The sequence below is a fragment of the Azospirillum baldaniorum genome (assembly GCF_003119195.2).
In the GTDB taxonomy this organism is placed as follows: Bacteria; Pseudomonadota; Alphaproteobacteria; order Azospirillales; family Azospirillaceae; genus Azospirillum; species Azospirillum baldaniorum.
This window is the reverse complement of sequence record NZ_CP022253.1, coordinates 1,202,990-1,218,142: the sequence shown is the minus strand read 5'-3', so window position 1 is coordinate 1,218,142 and position 15,153 is coordinate 1,202,990. Positions and strand designations below refer to the sequence as shown.

Below are 15,153 nucleotides of genomic sequence, written 5' to 3'. Positions count from 1 at the left end.
GACACACCATAGAGTGTGCCATGTCGAATCGCTTCCTGCGCGTCCGCGCTGGCCGCCGGATTTTCCGTCGCCGAATCCCTCTGGACCTCATTGATCGCTTTGGCGGCCAGCGCGAGCTGGTGCAATCTCTCGGCTCACTGCCGCACGACCAGGCTATTCAGAAGGCCCGCGCGCTCGCCGTCACGTCCGATGAACTGTTCTCGCAAATGCGCACCAACCGCGACCTAACCGCCGCCGACGCCATCCGCATCGTTCAAGAGTGGGTCGCCGATACCGTGGCTGATGGCGAGCGCTCCCTTGGGTCCGTCAAGAAGACTCGTGAGGAGGCGCTCGCCCGCATCGAATCGAACAAAGGAACGATTGAGAAGATCCGCCTTGCTCTTGCCAGCAATGACACCAGCATGGCGGACGCGCTGGCCTACCGCCTTCTTGACCAACACGGCATCGTTGCTGATCCAGCGTCCGAGGTAGGTCAGACCTTCCGCCGGCTTGTGCTGCGCGGCGCTGTAGCCGCAGCGGAAACGCTTGGCGCGCGTGCAGCGGGTGATTTTGGCTTCGCTCCCGCTGATGAAGCATTCCGGTCGGCGGCGGCCTCCAGCGGCAAGCAAGCGCCGAAGCTCACCGATGCATGGGCGCGGTTCTCTGCGGAGAGGATCAAAGCCGGCGCATGGCGCCCGTCCATGGCCCACGATGCCGAGCAGGCGCTCACCCTGTTCTCCGAATCAGCCGGCGACCGGCGGCTGGACCGCTACGCCAGGCAGGACGTGTCCGCGTTCGTCGCGATGCTTCAGGCCCTCCCCGCCCATCGCAGCAAGAAGCCCGCCTTCAAAGGGAAGTCGCTCGCTGACCTGGTGGCGATGACGAAGGCCGACCCGTCGCTGGAGACGCTCGCGGCCAAGACGGTGAAGAAATATGCGAACTTGGTGTCCAGCTTCTTCGGCTGGGCTGTTGCGCAGGGGTTCGTCACCGAGAACATCGCCAGCGCCGTCTACAAAGCGCCCAAGCGCACCGTGCGCCGCAACGCCGAGCGCGACGCCTGGAGCGCCGACCAGCTCCGCACGCTGTTCTCCAGCCCGATCTACGCCGGCTGCAAGAGCACGGCCAGGCGCAGCGAGCCGGGCGCCTTCATCGTGCGCGATGCCGATTGGTGGCTCCCTGTGCTCGGCCTCTTCCATCCCTGCCGTCTGGAGGAACTGGCCCAGCTCCGCGTCGAGGACGTGAAGGAGGAGGACGGCGTGACCTATCTCGACATCCACGCCGACGACACCGACGGCGACGGCGACGGGAAGGCGCCCGGTCGGCGGCTCAAGTCGCTGGCCGCCGTGCGCAAGGTGCCGGTCCATCGCATCGCGCTCGACCTCGGGTTCAAGGAGTATGTCACCGAGCGCCGCCGCAGGGACGATGTGATGCTCTGGCCCGAGCTGGAACCCGGCGGCATCGCCCAGCGGTTCGGTTTCGCCTTCAGCAAGCGGTTCGGGCGCTACCGGAAGGCCGTGGGCCTCGACGGCGTGGACTACCATAGCCTTCGGCACAGCGCCATCACGGCGCTGGTCCGGGCGAAGGTCCACCCCGACATCATCAGCGCACTGTCGGGCCATGAGGTGTCTGGCGAGAGAGGGCGCTACAGCAAGGGCGCCGACCTGCCGGACCTCAAAGCCGCCATCGACAGCATCCAGTATGCCGGCATCGACGCGGCGCTCATCGCGAAGCGCTAGACCTCGCGCTCATGCCGGTCCGGCTGTATATTTTTCTCAAGAAAGCTATACAGAAAGCTGGACGGAACCCGCTCTGCGTCTCATAATGAGGCCCATAGAACGCCAGTCGACAGAGGCCCAAATGACCGCCAACGCCCTTGCGTATCTCCGAACCTCCAGCGCGGCGAACGTCGAGGGCGATAGCGCCTTCCGCCAGAACGATGCGGTGATGGGCTATGCCTCGCGCACCGGCATCAACGTGGTGGCGTGCTATTGGGACGCGGCGGTGAGCGGCGCCGACCCGATTGAAACCCGCGACGGCTTCGCTGCGATGCTGGAGCAGGCCGCCCAGGACGGCATCGGCCTCATCATCGTTGAGGATGCCAGCCGGTTCGCCCGCGGGATGATCGCCCAGGAGATGGGCGTGATGCTGCTGGTCAAGCGCGGCATTCGCGTGGTGACGGCATCCGGACAAGACCTCACTGACGAGTCCGACCCGAGCAAGGTGATGATGCGCCAGATCGCTGGCGCTTTCTCCCAGTACGAGAAAGCGAAGCTCGTCCAGAAGCTCAAGCACGGCAGGGAGCAGGCGAAGGCAAAGAGCGGGAAGTGCGAGGGCCGCAAGAGTCACGCCGAGCAGAACCCGAAGCTGGTGAAGGAGGCGAGGCGTCTGGCGCGGAAGAGCCCCAAGACCGGCAAGGCCCGCTCCCTCCGCCAGATTAGCGAGGAGCTTGCCGCCCTCGGCTTCTTGAACGTCAATGGCAAGCCCTATGCGGCGACCAGCATCAAGAACATGCTCGAAGGCTAAACAGACGAAGGGCGCCTCGACGGGCGCCCTTCATTGCATTTTTTGAACCTCAGAGGCTTCGATCTTCGTCGGACAGCCCAGTCATAATGTCATCCATTAGGGATTCAGTTGCTCCCTTCCGCTTAACCTGCGTCATCTCATCCTCAAACACTTCGATTTGGGTTCCGACGCTAAAACTGTATGGAATCGCCCAATCAACGATCTCGGCGATTGTCACGTTGCCCTCGAACACCGCGGTGCGCGTAGCGAACCCGCCGACGTCGTGTTCCGTGCGCGGTGAAATACGCTGCTTCGCAACGACGACAAACCGGCGAGCGACCTGTTCACTCATGGCTGAACTCCTTGGATGCGGAGAACACCCTAACGCAACCCTTGAACGGACAGAAGATCGGACGATGCCACGAGCCGGTTAATCCACAGGTTCCTTGCTATTCCCAGAACGACGAAGGGCGCGGCCAGACGACCGCGCCCCTCATCACCACCATGTTGACCGGCCCGTTGACCGCGGCCTAGGTCAACGCCTCGACGGCCACGCCATCGGCGCTCAGCAACTCCGCGCCGGCCATCGGCTGAACGCCCTCCTGGAGCCGCAGCAAGAAGAACTCGACGCGCTCCGCAAGGCTCAGATCGTCAAGGCTGTCGTCGCGCACTCGGATCACGTACTCAGCCATGGTTATAGAACTCCTTGTCGCAATGTTGCGCCAAAGAGTTACTTCTTTCGATGGATTATCATCAAGGAATATTAGCGCAATTGCGCTATTTTTGCTTAAATAAGCGATTACTTATTGAAGCTAATGCTTACTTAGTCTTTGATCTGACCAACAGAGCCAAGAAAAAAAGCGCGCCATGCCGCGGGCGGTTCCCTTCGTCTCATTGTGCGGCGTTCGGAATAGGTCAACGCGCAGGCGCGCACTGGCCGGTGGCGCGGCGCTGCACCGGGCGCTTGCCGGATTCGGCTCAAATGCGATAGGGTGCAAATGGAAATGGCGGCCTTGCCGGGCCGCCATCGTCCGCGCAGCGGTGCCACGCTGCGACACCACCGAGATGATGTTATCGCGGATTCTACCGCCTGGACTGTTGTCGCACAAGTCCCCTGCGCTCCCCCTAACCGCGGAGAGCGTATAGCCATGCCTGAGAAGGCCCATAGAACCCCGGTCACGACGACCGCCTCAACTTCACACAAACGCTCTTTTTCGACCGGCCCGAAACCCGCACGGCGCAAGGCCCAGCGAAAGATTTCGCCGAAAGGCCACCATTCCGTCTCCTCTCCCGCCACCTCCCAGACCAGCGACATGGGTGCCGGCGAAGCCGGCACTAACCGGGATGCCTGGAAGAAGAAGCGGAAGAAGAAATGGCATGACGCCCCGGTCGAGGTTGTCCAAGCCGCGGAAGCTGTCGCGGCTCAGCACCGCCTGATCTGGTTCAAGCTGGATGTCCGCGGCTACCCGATCTCCGAGCACGACAAGCTCGTGAACACGATCCGGACGGCCTTCAAGCGCGCCTACCCCGGCAAGCCCTTCTATGCCGAGTGGACCAGCGTGCCGACCCGCGCCCGGACTGGCGTCCGCGAGCACATCCATCTCTCCGTCGCCCTGCCCGACAGCCGCATTATGGACGCCACCCGCGCCCGGCTGAACAAGCACGGCTACGTCACCGACCTCGGCGATCACAACGGCTCTCCCGGTGGGATCAAGGGCCAGTTCGGCTATCACGTTCGCAACCAAGTCGAGGACGGCGGCACCACTCACCGCACACAGGACTTCCGCCGGCTGATCCGCACCGGCGCCATGGACATCACGCCTCCCGCCGTCCCCGGCTCGCGGATCATCGAAACCGGCCCCTACGCCGGCATGACCGAGGCCGAGTTGCGAAAGCAGTTCATGGACGAGATCGACCGGCAGATGACCGAGTATCAGGCGGCCCGTCAGGACTCGCAGGAGCGCCCTCAAGCCATTCAGGCCCCCATCCCCACCCCCGAAGCTCAGACCGAATCCACGGCCCCGGAAATCGCCGCCAGCGCGGTCGATCTGCCGCCCCTGCCGGTCCCGGTCACCGAGGACGACCTTCGCCGCCAGCTCATGACCATGCTCGGCCTCGAGCCTGAGCAGGACTCGCAGGAAAATCCAGCAAATCTTGTTGGACGACAAAATTGAAAAGCGACGCTCCAAAACATAATTTGCGCAGTTAGCGCTTGTATATTTCGGTTATACTTGGCGTTTGCTCGGGATTATTCTTGCGGTTTCTGCAGGCGGTTTGACATTGTCCAATGATACCACCTAAGATCCGCTCCAGGACCATTACCCTGGAGCGGACAGTGCACTTCGCGAAATCTCCGATCATTGGCACCCTCGACGCTCACTTCCATTTTGAGTGCCCGTTCGTCGGTGGCGTCAGCCTGCATCCCGTCGCCAGCTCGCAGATTGCGAGCTGGCGCGTGCGCGTCCCTGACACCGCGGCCCTGACCCCGGCCGAGGCCGCCGCCGCGCTGGCTGGCATCGTGCAGGAAGCCACGGCCGAGCTGGTCGCCTTCGGCACGGGCCTTACCAAGCGCGCCTCCGACCTCAAGGCACTGGTGCAGGATGCGGCGAAGCTGGCGGACATGCCGGCGGACATGGCGAATGACCGCGCCGTTATCGCGGCGTACGTTGAACAGGCTCGTACCCTGTCCGCCGAGCAACCGCCGGCTTCCCGTGCCCTGAAGGACGCCGACACACTCGCCCGATGGGTCGATCGCACCGAGGGCTTGGACCGCGCCCCGATACTGGCCGCCATGAGCGACCACGAGAAGGCGCTCACCACCATCGAGAAGACCCGTGGGATTGCCGCGAAGGCCATCACCGACCTGGAGGGCGCTCTCACCCGCATCGACGCCCCCGAAACCGCCCATCGCCTCGCCGGGCTGAAGTTCCAGCGCGACCTCGGCCGCGTCCTGCCGGGCTTGATCGCCGAGTTCTCCGAGGCCGAGGCCGCCGCGACCGCCGCGGTCGCCCGCATGAGTACCATCTCGGCGAAGCTGCGGGAGTTGGCGCAATGACCAAGCGTCCCATGCCGGCCTACGAACGCGCCCTCCTCCGCGCCTGCCGCGCCCGCTACGCCTTCGTTCCGCTCACCGCGCTCGCCATTCCGTACGGCCTGTCTAAGCAGCGCATCAGCCAAATCTGCAAGGGCATTGTCGCCGGTCTCGGCGACGATCTCCAGGCCGACAAGCTACGCCGCGCCTACGAGCAGGACATCCGCCGCACCGTGTCCGACGCCGAATGGGTGGCCATCTGCGCCCGCATCGACGCGGACGTGGAGCGTTTCCTCACCGACGCCGAGGCCGCCGGAAAAGTGGCCCTCGCTTCGCTCACGAAGGAGGCCCCCAATGCCGCTCGCTAAGTCTGACCAAGCCGAGCTGGACACGCTGCGCGCCCGACTGGAGAAGTCCCTCGCCGGGGGCGACGACACGCTCACCGATCAGGAGATCGACCGCTTGGGCGAACTCCGCGCCAAGGAGCGCGAGGGCATCCTGGCCGCCGCGCATCAGCGTCAGCAGCGCGAGACCGCCCGCGGCGTGGATCGCAGCCTCGGCGCCGAGGAGCGCCTCCAGCTCAGCCGCGCCGAGGGCATCCGCAGCTTCACCGACGAGTTCGCCGGCGGCGTGTCGTCAATCCTGACCGGCCAAGCGCGCATCGGCGACGGGTTCCGCTCCATGATCGGCAACATGAGCAAGATGCTCGCCGACTTCTTCGCGCGCTGGATGGTCCAGCAAGCCGCCCTGGCCGCGATGGGGTGGATGGGCATCGGCCCGACCGCAAGCGCATCAGCGGCCACTGGAGCGGCTGCAATCGGCCCCGGAACCGGCTTCATCTATCACGAGGGCGGTTTCGTCGGCGCTGGCGGGGTGCCGTCGCGCTCCGTGCCCATGAGCCTGTTCGCCGGCGCCCCGAAGTTCCACACCGGCGGGCTGCTGCGCGGCGAGGTGCCGGTGATCGCCAAGCGCGGCGAGGGCATCTTCACCCCGGAGCAGATGGACAACGCCGACAGCATCCTGAAGGCCGCCACGGCGACCAGCGGGACGAGCATCACCGTGAACAACGACATCAGGGTCGAGGGCCACGCCAGCGGCAACGCCGTCGCCGACCAGGAGCTTGCGGCGCAGATCGGCAGACAGGTGGAGAACAGCGTGCGCGCCGTCGTCTCCGACGAGATGCGCCGGCAGATGCGGCCCGGCGGCTTGCTGCGCGGCGGGTACTGAACGGATGAGCTTGACGACGGGAAATTGCGCGGCGAGCGTATGGGCACAACCGAAATGGGTGGAATCATGCCTTTCGCTTTTCGCGCTTTGCCTGTCGTTCTCCTGCTCACCGCCTGCACGTTATCGTCTCATTACTCCCGGCCTTATGTCACCGGCGAGCAGGACGGCAAGGCGGTGTGGACGATTCACGGCTCCACGGACGTAGGCGAAACGTCGGACGAGGACTCCCGGCGCTACGCCCTGCGAAACATCCGGGAGTTCTGCGCGTCCGAGCCGACGATCCTGTCCGTCTACAGCACGCCGGCCCATAATGTCATTGGCGACTTCCTGACCTGGACCGCGCACTACACCTGCCCGTGACCGCTCACCACCCCTCGCCCATCAGGACCGGGCGTGGCGTTTGGGGGAGGAGGGCCTCCTCCCCCAACGATGTTGCGCAAGCCCGGCGAATCGGCAATCATGGCAAATCTGCAACGGTCCACGGCAACAGTCCACACGATGAATCAGTCACCCTCTAAGCCATTGATATCATAGAGCTTTCTGGCTTGCGGGTTCGAGCCCTGCAACCGGCACCACCCCTCTTCCTTCATGTCTTTCAAGGGCGTCGCGATCGCCTGGCAGTTCCCGGGCTCGACGACACATCCCAGGCGCGGTGGCTCGTTCCGAAGAGTCGCGCAAGAATCCAAGCAAGGAACAGGCACACAGAGGTGTGCCATGGCGAATTGCTTCTGGCGCATGTGCGCTGGTCACTGCGATCGTCTGTGCCGCTGACCCGATGACCTCATGTTCCGTTTCACCAAACGGGCGATCAACCGCGAGGCGTTCGGTTGCTTTGGGTCGTCGAAACCTGGAGGGGGCATGCCTAGCCCCCTCCAGGTTGCGCTCAATTGCTCAGCTTGGGTCGGCTATGATTCTGGATTGGGAACCATAGATCACCAGGACTTTTTGATTGACGCTCAATTCTTGGCCGCCGCCCTGCACAACGGTCAGGAGCGCACTGTTCTCGGTTTGAACGACGTACTCCGTGCCGCTCTGACGGGTGACGGCATTTTCGGCCATTGCCCCAATAATACCGCCGACAAGAGCGCCGCCAACCGCCCCCGCAATGTTGGCTCTGACGCCACTGCCTATAGCCGATCCAGCAGCGCCACCGGCGACAGCTCCGGCCCCGGCCCCAACACCGGATTGCGTGCCACCGATGGCAACCGGGCGGGCGCTGATCACAACTCCCCGTACGGTTCTGTTGACCTGCCCCACCGAACCCACAGCATAGCTGCTTGGCGAGATGTCAGGCGCGCATGCGGACAGGGCCACAAATGCACCTGTGGCAAGGAGCAGACGGGGGCGGCATGGCTTCACGACGTTGGCGCTCCCTTCGCGCTGATCGTAGCCGGTAGGCTTGCCGGCGCCCTGGCCACGGGAAACATTGGCCGATCGATCCTGACGGTCTCCACTTGCTGAAGGAACTGGAGAATGTTGTTCTGGACAGATCTGTTGATACTCTCCCGCGCCCGAACCATGCCAACAAAAGCATAGTCAAGCGTAACCTCGCCCTTGCTGTTCACATCAGTGGTGAATATGACTGATCCGTCAGACCGGTCTATTATCTCATATCGCGCTGCTGTTTCCGTAGTGAACGTGCCGCCAAAATCAGGCAAGTCAAGCTTCAGCACCTTTACCGCTACTGAGACTTTCTTTGGGGCATCATCCTTGAAGATGGCCATCTTGGTTAAGGCCTCTTCGAGAGAGGTTTTCCACAGTGGGGCCGACGTCTCGACGCCGAACGCCAACTTCCCCGTGGCCTCATCCGGACGGGCGACGGAAACGGTAATGGATTTTACCTCTGCGTCCAACTTCGTCTGCGAAGGACCAACATTCGGAACGGAAAAGTTGAGGGGCGGCATTTCAGGTCCGCAGGCCGCAACTGAGAGGGCAAACACGACAACGACTGAAAGCCTTCGCATCATAACGATGCACTCCGAATGTGGTAATTATCCCGAGTGTGTTGTAATAATTTTAGGTTGTCAACGATGCCCTATGGGTTGTCGATGCCGTTCAGCATGACGCCATACGGGCGTAGCGGCCGGCACAAAGATCACCCCTCATTGAGCAACCTGACCATTGCGGCACAATTGCCGCCAGTGCTCGCAAGCACCCCGCCTCGGCTTACCGTCACCAGCCGAATCACCATGAAGCGCGGCTTCGGCGCCGTGAAACGGGCCGTCGGCCTCTCCGGCCACATCCGCCTCGCATGGACGGAGGATTGGATTTTTCTCACAACGACATTGCGCAAACTCTACGAAATGGCAATCATCGACGCGCCGCAGCGGTTCGCGTCATGGCTCACGTCATCCATCGGGATGCCGATGGCGCAGAGGTTTCCGGCCGCCGGGGTCCAGACCTGCACATGCGTCACGCGTCCCACAACCATATCGCCCATCGTCCCGGACCCTGCGGTCCCGAAAAGTCATGACGCACACCCTCCAAAACGGCTCCCTGATCCCCACTGGTTCCGGCGTCATCGACGCGGAGCACGGCGGCATCCTCGACCTCCTCACGGCGATGACCGCGGGCGGTCCGGCCGGGCTGGCGGAACTCACCGCGCTTCGGCACGAGGTGGCGGAGCATTTCGCCACGGAGACGGTGGAGATGGCCGTTCTGGCCCCGGAACGGCGGGAGCGGCACGAGCAGGCCCACCGAAGCTACCTTGCCAGCATCGATGCGTTGATCAAGACCGCCGAGCGCGGCGATCCGCTGACCGGCGACGATGCGAATCGGCTGATGCTGTGGTTCATCGTGCACTCCAACACCGCCGACACCGAGCTGGTGGAAGCCGCCCGGCGCACCGGCGACGAGCCGCTGATGATTTCCATGGACGAATGGCTGGACAGCCTGGACGAGGCCGACCGGGACGCCCTGCGCTCCTGAGACGGCCGTGCCAGGCCGTCCGGGGAACTGTGCCTGCGGGCGCCGGTTGGAGAAGGAACGATCCCTTCCCGCAACCGATCCAGGCTTCTTTATGACAACGTCCGACATTCCCGACGCCAAGCCCAACGCCGGGGCGCAGCGCCTGCGCGACGCCATCGACAAGGGTTTGACCGGCGACAAGATCCCCGCCGCCGACCCCGCTGCGGCCCCGCTGGGCACCGACGACGAGGCCGCGGGCACCCGACCGCCTCCCGCCGCCAGCGACCATGATCCCGCCCCTCCCGAGGCCCGCGCGCCCTCGGGCCATTCCAAGGGTGCCGACGCTTTCCGCAAAGGCGATCTTCCCTACGGCGAGGGCACCCGCGACGACGGATGACCGCCGCGGCGGGAAGGACTGCCGCGCAAAAAAATGTCCCTCTTCCCGGCAGGAAGAGGGACATCGTCATGGCGTCGAATGGTGGCGGGGCGCCTGCCCCAGTTTTCCGAAACAAATGGGCCGTCTGATGGACCGTCTGGCGAGTGTTCGGAACCGGTCGCCGATCAGAAGTAGCGCTCCGGCACGCGCAGCACGTCGTCGGGCATCACCGGGGTGGTGATCGGAGCGCGGCGCAGTTCCTTCTTGGGATCGGCCCCGCGCGTGATCAGGACGTAGTCCTCCTTGGCGCGGTAGGTGTAGCCGCCGGCCATCGCCACCGCGGACAGGGCGGTCATGCCGTTCACATACTGGTACTGGCCGGGGTTGCGGACCTCGCCCAGGATGAAAAAGGGCCGGTGGTTCAGCACCTCGACGCTGACCTTGGCGTCGCGGACATAGCCCTGCGACAGGCGCTTGGAAATGTCGGCCTCCAGCTCGCGCGGGGTGTGGCCGCGGGCGTTCACCTCGCCGATCAGCGGCATGGCGACCTTGCCCGAACCGTCGACGCGGAATTCACCAGAGAGCTGCTCCTCGCCAAAGACGATGACGCGCAGCGCGTCGCCGGCCCCCAGGCGGTAATCCGTCATCTGGGCGACGCCCGGCGGTTCGAGAGGGGCATCCTGGCCACCGGCGCAGCCGACCATCGCGGCGGCGACCACGGTCATTCCGAGCGCGCGGAACACGTTACGTCGATTCATCCCTTACCCTTCCATGGCTCGTGAGGACATCGGATCCAGCCACCCGCGGATGGAGCGGCCGAACCCTGAGCGGTCACGGAGGGAGACTAGCAACTCGCACGCGCTTGGGAAAAAGTGGAGAGGAAGTAACGCCAACGGAGGAAAAGGATTCGCGTCACCGTATAGGCGGAAATGCAAAAGGGGCGCCCATCGGCAGATGGACGCCCCTTCGCACAGTCTCTGGACGATCTGATTACATCTGAGCGCCGACGCGCAGATAGACCAGATTGTCGGAGTAATCGAAGCCACTGAGGTTCGAGTTACGCTTTTCGTAAGTATAACCGCCATTCACGAAAACATAGCGGCTGAGCTGGTAGCTGGCACCGGCCCCCAGCGTGTAGACGTCGTCGGTGCGGTCCACGCCGTTGAAGTCGTCCTGGCGCCACTGGACGCGGGCGTTCAGCAGCAGGGTGCGCAGAAGCTCGTGATCCACGCCGACCGCGGCGACGGTGCGGTTGTAGCTCGACGCGATCTGGCTGCCGCGGGCGTAGGTCGATTCGCGGACCTGACGGCTGAGCGAGCCGGTGACCGAGGTGAGCTGGGTCACCGACCAGTTCAGGCGGCCGCCCAAGGCCAGACCGCCGAAATCCTTCAGCGTCGGATCGTCGTAGGTCCGGCTCAGATAGCCGGCATAGATCTCGCCGTTGATGAGGCCGGTCAGGTCGGTGGACAGGCCGCCGACGACCTCGTAGCCGTCCGAGTCGCGGTTGACGCCGCCGAAATCCGGGGTCAGCCGGTACCGGGTCCAGTTGTAGGAGCCCTGGACGAAGGCCTCGTAGCCCTGGATGAACTCGTAGCCGGCGCGGGCGGTGCCCGTGTAGCTCCAGCGGTCGCGGTCCTCCTGCGACTCCGTCCGCCCGCTGGTCAGTTCGGCGTCCTGGTAGGAGGTGTACTGGGCCCCGCCGGTCAGGCGGACGCGCAGGCGGTTGAAGCGCTGATTGAACGACGCCTCGCCGCCATGGGTGAAGTAGTTCACCGGTTCCGCGAAGCGCGGCACCACGGTGCCGGTGGCCAGCGACACGTCGAAGTTCGGGTCGGACCGCCCCTCATGGTCGCGGCGGCTGAACAGCAGGCCGCTGACCGAGCTGTCGCGGGTGATGTCGTAGCGGCCGTCCACCTGCGCCCGGTAATCGGCGTAGTTCTCCGACGAGTAGTCGAAGAAGCGACCGATGTTGCCGGAGGCCGAGAAGTTCAGGGCGTGGTTGTTGAAATCCGAACGCACGTCGACGCGCGGCTGGGTGACCCAGATGAAGTCGTCGCGGGTGTTGCTCTCGGTCGCGAAGACGTTGCTTTCATAGGTCAGGCCGGTTTCGATGCGCGGCAGGATTCGGAACGATCCGGCGCGGATGCCGAGCTGTTCGACCTCCGGACGGCGGCGCTCCAGCACGGTTTCACCGGGCTGCAGTTCCTGGGCGCTCACCGGCGTGGCCGCGGGCAGCGCCGTCAGCACGGTGGACGCGAGCGCGAGGGCGAGAAGGGACAGGGAGCTGGGCTTCATGGGTCACCGCGCAAGGCTGAAATCAGTGGCTCGTATCGGGCGGCCGAATGGCCTTGGAATGTGCAATCGCCGCTCCGGCAGAAGCGGACAGTCGCTGCAAAGACAACTCATAGCGTGATGTCCGTGCAACAGTGAAGCCGTTCAGCCGTGGTTTTTGCCCGCGCCTGTGTTGTTGGCGCAACAAGACTTGCGTCAGACGCGCGCTCTATTGCCATACGTCCGCATCGTTAGAGCTAAGGTCATACGACCGTGATTCGAGACGCGTGTCTTCCCGGGAACCACCCATCGGCGACATCCGTTCACGCAAAGGCGGTCCAGAGCCGCACCCCAGAGCCGCACCTTGGAACGATGAGAGAGCGCCAAAGCATGACCAGACCCCTGACCACGCCCCCGCCGCCCAAATCACCCCGCCATCCCGGCGACGATGTCGTGATGCCCCCTTACACACCGGGGAGTGTCCCACCCCCGGACGGCGACCTTCCGAAATCCGACCGCGAAAGGACTCCGCCGCCGAACACTTATCCACCGAAACAAAACCCATAATCGAAATGCGGACAACCGTCTGGTATGACCAAAACACACCCGCATATGCAGATTGCCGGTCAGTCCCCCGGAAAGATTATTGAAACACACGACTCATCTTCGTTCGCGAGTGCTTTGCACTTTAAATAGTCAAAGGGCCTAGACTGTGGCTCTATGCCGCAGCGACGAGCGTTGCCTATTGCGACTTCCACCCCTAGGCTTCAAAGCGAAGCCTGCTGCATTTGGCGCAAGCCCGGGAACATTCCCCGGGATCGGCGCCGAACCTGTCGCACGGTGTTCCGCCGACACCCGCCGCAACCGGAAACGGTCCGGCTCCGCAACGCTCGTGTGCGCCCATGGATCAGATTGCCCATCCTCCGACCGACGATTACCTGCTGACTGGGCAGGTGCACTATCGCCTCCGCCGGGCTCACCAGCGCGCGTCGTCCATCTTCATGGACATGATCGGCGACTCACAGCTCACCCCCACCCAGTGGGGCGCCCTGGTCACGCTGCGGACCGAGGGGTCGCTGTCGCAGAACCAACTCGGACGGCTGACCTTCATGGACCCGGCGACCACCCAGGGCGTGATCCTGCGCCTTGTGGAGCGCAAGCTGGTGGAGCGCCAGCCGGACCCGCAGGACCGGCGCCGCACCAGCGTCAGCCTGACCCGCGCCGGCCAATCACTGGTCAACACCCTGCTGGAGAACGCCACCCAGGCGCATCACCGCACGCTCGACCCGCTGACCCCGGAGGAGCAGGCGACCTTCCTCCTGCTCCTCTCCCGCCTGATGTGAGGCCGGTGGTTCCGGCACCAATCCGCGGAAAACTGGCGTGGTGCGGCGCAACGGAACGGTGACTTTTGCGGTGGGTTTGCTATGAACGCAGACATTGCGTTCAGGCTGCCGCTCCACGCGTCCACGCAGCCGTCCACCGCGCCGGGATACCGCCGACCATGAACCGCCGCCATCTCCTGCTTGCGCCGGGCGCTGCCGCCCTCGCCGCCGCCTTCTGGATCGCCGTGCCGATGCCCGCCGCCCAGGCGCAATCCGCCCCGGCCCAGTCGGGCGGCCAGCCGATTCGCGTCGGCGAGATCAACAGCTACACCGGCTTGCCGGCTTTCACGATCCCCTACCGCCAGGGCTGGCAGCTCGCGGTGGAGGAGGTGAACGCGGCGGGCGGCCTGCTCGGCGGGCGCAAGCTGGAGGTCGTCTCCCGCGACGACGCCGGCAAGCCGGACGACGCCGTGCGCGTCGCGCAGGAGCTGCTGTCGAACGAGAAGGTCGAGCTGCTGGCCGGCACCTATTTCTCCCACGTCGGGCTGGCGGTGGCGGACTTCGCCGCGCGCAACAAGGTGCCCTTCGTGGCGGCGGAGCCGCTGACCGACGCCATCACCTGGACCAAGGGCAACCGCTACACCTTCCGCCTGCGCCCCAGCACCTACATGCAGGCGGCCATGCTGGTCGAGGAGGCGGCGAAGCTGCCGGCCAAGCGCTGGGCCACCGTCGCTCCCAACTACGAGTACGGCCAGTCGGCGGTGCAGTGGTTCCGCCAGCTCCTGTCGGAGAAGCGTCCGGATGTGGAGTTTGTTGCCGAGCAGTGGCCGGCCCAGGGCAAGCTGGAGGCCGGGCCCACCGTGCAGGCTCTGGCGGCGGCGAAGCCCGACGCCATCTTCAACGTCACCTTCGGCGCCGATCTCGCCAAGTTCGTGCGCGAGGGCGAGGGCCGCGGTCTGTTCCGCAACCGCACCGTCGTCAGCCTGTTGACCGGCGAGCCGGAATATCTCGACCCCATGAAGGACGAGGCGCCGGAGGGCTGGATCGTCACCGGCTACCCGCAGGAGCAGATCGACACGCCGGAGCACAAGGCCTTCCGCGAGGCCTATGTGAAGCGCTTCAACGAGCCGCCGCGCCAGGGCTCGGTCGTCGGCTACGCCACCTTCAAGGCCATCGCCGCCGCTGTGGAAAAGGCCGGCTCCACCGATGCGGAGAAGGTCGTGGACGCGTTGTCCGGCCTGGCCCTGTCCAGCCCCTTCGGCCCGATCACCTTCCGCGCGCTCGACCACCAGGCGACGATGGGCGCCTATGTCGGCAAGACCACGGTGAAGAACGGCCAGGGCGTGATGACCGGCTGGCGCTACGCCGACGGCGCGGACTATCTGCCGTCCGACGAGGCCGTCCGCAAGATGCGTCCGGAGTAAAGGGCGGAGGGGCCGCGCTTGCCCCCACCCTTCCCACGGCTGCGCCGCGGGCCCCTTCCCTCCCCCGCTTCGCAGGAGAGGGAAATTTAGTCCCCTCCCCTGCGAAGCGGGGGA

At 64.7% G+C, this 15,153-nt stretch carries 18 protein-coding genes; 11 read left to right on the top strand and 7 right to left on the bottom strand.

Annotated elements, in window-relative coordinates; genetic code table 11:
* Positions 1-20 precede the first annotated feature (20 nt).
* Both Sp245p_RS05635 and Sp245p_RS05630 read left to right on the top strand, forming a co-directional pair.
* The gene (locus Sp245p_RS05635) at positions 21-1,715 is read left to right on the top strand and encodes a site-specific integrase (protein ID WP_014241058.1); all 1,695 of its coding nucleotides are present in this window, start codon (positions 21-23) and stop codon (positions 1,713-1,715) included.
* Positions 1,716-1,836: 121 nt separating this feature from the next.
* Positions 1,837-2,502, top strand: a complete 666-nt coding sequence (locus Sp245p_RS05630) for a recombinase family protein (RefSeq protein WP_014241059.1) — start codon at positions 1,837-1,839, stop codon at positions 2,500-2,502.
* A 49-nt stretch (positions 2,503-2,551) separates the two neighbouring features.
* Here Sp245p_RS05630 and Sp245p_RS05625 read toward each other — a convergent pair whose 3' ends face one another.
* Together Sp245p_RS05625 and Sp245p_RS34820 are read right to left on the bottom strand one after the other, a co-directional pair.
* Positions 2,552-2,833, bottom strand: coding sequence for a hypothetical protein (locus tag Sp245p_RS05625; RefSeq protein WP_041811163.1), 282 nt, complete (start codon positions 2,831-2,833; stop codon positions 2,552-2,554).
* Positions 2,834-3,011: 178 nt separating this feature from the next.
* Positions 3,012-3,173 carry a hypothetical protein gene (locus tag Sp245p_RS34820; protein ID WP_014241060.1) on the bottom strand — a complete coding sequence of 54 codons (162 nt, stop codon included), beginning with the start codon at positions 3,171-3,173 and terminating at the stop codon, positions 3,012-3,014.
* A 456-nt stretch (positions 3,174-3,629) separates the two neighbouring features.
* On the opposite strand from Sp245p_RS34820, the gene Sp245p_RS05620 reads away from it, so the two are divergent.
* The 5 genes from Sp245p_RS05620 to Sp245p_RS05600 all read left to right on the top strand — a co-directional run bounded on the left by Sp245p_RS05620 (position 3,630) and on the right by Sp245p_RS05600 (position 7,099).
* The gene (locus tag Sp245p_RS05620; RefSeq protein WP_129557156.1) at positions 3,630-4,655 is read left to right on the top strand and encodes a hypothetical protein; all 1,026 of its coding nucleotides are present in this window, start codon (positions 3,630-3,632) and stop codon (positions 4,653-4,655) included.
* Positions 4,656-4,816: 161 nt separating this feature from the next.
* Positions 4,817-5,536, top strand: a complete 720-nt coding sequence (locus Sp245p_RS05615) for a hypothetical protein (protein WP_014241062.1) — start codon at positions 4,817-4,819, stop codon at positions 5,534-5,536.
* Entirely contained in the window at positions 5,533-5,880 is a 348-nt protein-coding gene (locus Sp245p_RS05610; RefSeq protein WP_014241063.1) for a hypothetical protein, read from the top strand. The genes Sp245p_RS05615 and Sp245p_RS05610 overlap by 4 nt, the downstream gene beginning before the upstream one ends.
* A complete protein-coding gene (locus tag Sp245p_RS05605; protein ID WP_014241064.1) occupies positions 5,867-6,739 on the top strand; it encodes a hypothetical protein in 873 nt (290 codons plus the stop codon). Before Sp245p_RS05610 ends, Sp245p_RS05605 begins: the two co-directional genes overlap by 14 nt.
* Positions 6,740-6,778: 39 nt before the next feature.
* Entirely contained in the window at positions 6,779-7,099 is a 321-nt protein-coding gene (locus Sp245p_RS05600; RefSeq protein WP_041811165.1) for a hypothetical protein, read from the top strand.
* Between the two features lie 531 nt (positions 7,100-7,630).
* Here the strand turns inward: Sp245p_RS05600 and Sp245p_RS05595 are convergent.
* From Sp245p_RS05595 to Sp245p_RS34815, 3 genes are all read right to left on the bottom strand, one after another.
* Positions 7,631-8,053, bottom strand: a complete 423-nt coding sequence (locus Sp245p_RS05595) for a hypothetical protein (protein WP_211101761.1) — start codon at positions 8,051-8,053, stop codon at positions 7,631-7,633.
* 41 nt (positions 8,054-8,094) lie between these two features.
* On the bottom strand, positions 8,095-8,706 hold the full coding sequence (locus tag Sp245p_RS05590) for a hypothetical protein (RefSeq protein ID WP_198421067.1): 612 nt from the start codon (positions 8,704-8,706) through the stop codon (positions 8,095-8,097).
* Between the two features lie 329 nt (positions 8,707-9,035).
* Positions 9,036-9,179 carry a hypothetical protein gene (locus Sp245p_RS34815; protein WP_158310401.1) on the bottom strand — a complete coding sequence of 48 codons (144 nt, stop codon included), beginning with the start codon at positions 9,177-9,179 and terminating at the stop codon, positions 9,036-9,038.
* Positions 9,180-9,208: 29 nt separating this feature from the next.
* On the opposite strand from Sp245p_RS34815, the gene Sp245p_RS05585 reads away from it, so the two are divergent.
* Together Sp245p_RS05585 and Sp245p_RS05580 are read left to right on the top strand one after the other, a co-directional pair.
* Complete coding sequence (locus Sp245p_RS05585; protein ID WP_014241069.1) at positions 9,209-9,667, top strand: hemerythrin family protein; 459 nt, start codon at positions 9,209-9,211, stop codon at positions 9,665-9,667.
* Positions 9,668-9,758: 91 nt separating this feature from the next.
* Positions 9,759-10,043, top strand: a complete 285-nt coding sequence (locus tag Sp245p_RS05580; protein WP_014241070.1) for a hypothetical protein — start codon at positions 9,759-9,761, stop codon at positions 10,041-10,043.
* A 164-nt stretch (positions 10,044-10,207) separates the two neighbouring features.
* Here Sp245p_RS05580 and Sp245p_RS05575 read toward each other — a convergent pair whose 3' ends face one another.
* Together Sp245p_RS05575 and Sp245p_RS05570 are read right to left on the bottom strand one after the other, a co-directional pair.
* Positions 10,208-10,780, bottom strand: coding sequence for a polysaccharide biosynthesis/export family protein (locus tag Sp245p_RS05575; RefSeq protein ID WP_014241071.1), 573 nt, complete (start codon positions 10,778-10,780; stop codon positions 10,208-10,210).
* 232 nt (positions 10,781-11,012) lie between these two features.
* Positions 11,013-12,317, bottom strand: a complete 1,305-nt coding sequence (locus Sp245p_RS05570) for an outer membrane beta-barrel protein (RefSeq protein WP_014241074.1) — start codon at positions 12,315-12,317, stop codon at positions 11,013-11,015.
* Between the two features lie 878 nt (positions 12,318-13,195).
* Between Sp245p_RS05570 and Sp245p_RS05565 the strand changes: the two genes are divergently transcribed.
* On the top strand, positions 13,196-13,636 hold the full coding sequence (locus Sp245p_RS05565) for a MarR family winged helix-turn-helix transcriptional regulator (protein ID WP_014241076.1): 441 nt from the start codon (positions 13,196-13,198) through the stop codon (positions 13,634-13,636).
* 158 nt (positions 13,637-13,794) lie between these two features.
* Positions 13,795-15,039 carry an ABC transporter substrate-binding protein gene (locus tag Sp245p_RS05560; protein WP_014241077.1) on the top strand — a complete coding sequence of 415 codons (1,245 nt, stop codon included), beginning with the start codon at positions 13,795-13,797 and terminating at the stop codon, positions 15,037-15,039.
* Positions 15,040-15,153: the final 114 nt, after the last annotated feature.